Origin of the sequence: Inquilinus limosus MP06, from assembly GCF_000767795.1 — a bacterium.
Classification (GTDB): domain Bacteria; phylum Pseudomonadota; class Alphaproteobacteria; order DSM-16000; family Inquilinaceae; genus Inquilinus; species Inquilinus limosus_E.
Genome location: NZ_JANX01000977.1, coordinates 1 through 1,318 on the forward strand (window position 1 = coordinate 1; position 1,318 = coordinate 1,318).

Annotated in this window: 1 protein-coding gene; it reads left to right on the plus strand. The window is 69.7% G+C overall.

Features of this window, described 5'->3' with window-relative positions:
- On the plus strand, nt 1–1,270 hold a 1,270-nt coding region (locus tag P409_RS34550), incomplete at its 5' end, for a mechanosensitive ion channel family protein (RefSeq protein WP_152613717.1).
- Between the last annotated feature and the right edge of the window lie 48 nt (nt 1,271–1,318).

The following is a 1,318-nucleotide window of genomic DNA, read 5'->3' on the forward strand; positions in this document are numbered from 1 at the left end:
CCTGGCCGCCCTCCTGACCGTCGCGGTGCTGGTCGTCGCGGTGATCGGCTATCAGAAGCTGGCGCTCTACATCACCTATCTGCTCGCCGCCGCGATCGGCATCGGCGCTGCCGCGCTGATCCTGCGCAGCATGGTGCAGGAGGCGATCGGCCGGTTCCTGACCCAGCCGGTCGGGCGGATGGCCCGGATGCGCCATTCGCTGTTCCCCAACGATCGCGGCCTGTGGGTGTTCGAGACCGGCAGCAGCCTGTGCACCGACATCGTCCTGGGCCTGGTCGCGCTGCTGGCGCTGGCGCCGGTGCTGGGGCTCAGCGGCACCGACCTGTCGGCGATCGGCACGGCGGTGCTGGACGGCGCGACGGTCGGCGGTGTCCGCATCGCGCCGCTGAACATCCTGGGCGCCATCGTAGCCTTCACCATCGGCATCGTCGCCACCCGCTTCCTGCAGCGCCGGCTGGACACGCATTTCATCGAGAAGCTGCAGATCGACCGCGGCCTGAAGAACTCGATCCGCACCGGCATCGGCTATCTCGGCGGGTTGATCGTCGCCATCTTTGCTGTCGGCCTCCTGGGGCTCGACCTGTCGAACCTGGCCCTGATCGCCTCCGCCCTGTCGGTCGGCATCGGCTTCGGCCTGCAGAACATCGTCCAGAACTTCGTCGCCGGCCTGATCCTGCTGGTCGAGCGGCCGGTGAAGGTGGGCGATTGGGTGGTGGTCGGCGGGGCCGAGGGCACGGTGCGGCGCATCAGCGTCCGCGCCACCGAGATCCAGACCTTCCAGCGCGCCTCGGTGATCGTGCCGAACGGCAACCTGATCTCGTCCCAGGTCGTCAACTGGACCCACAAGGACAAGAACGGCCGGGTCGACATCCCGGTGTCGATCGCCGCCTCGGCCGATGTCGAGAAGGCGCGCGAGATCCTGCTGGCGATCGCGAAGGAGGACAAGCGCATCAGCGCCTTCCCGGCGCCGGTGGTGGCGTTTAAGAACTTCGCCTCCGGCACCCTGGACCTCGAGCTGCGCTGCCATATCTCGGATGTCGACAACTTCGCCGGCGTCGGCACCGATCTGCGCTTCGCCATCTGGAAGGCGTTCCGCGAGGCCGGGCTGGCCTTCCAGCCGGCGACCGACATCTCGCTGCCCCAGGCGGTGCAGGTGCTGGCGACCGCGGTGCGCGAGCGCGACGGCGCCCGCAGCGGGGCGGCGAATGGCGACGGCCCGGGAGAGGGCGACGGCGCGAAAGCGGCGCAGGAGCCGTCGCATGCTGCATGACCTCGGCCGCGTCGTCGGCGCCATCGCCCGCGACCGGCTGGATGAGGC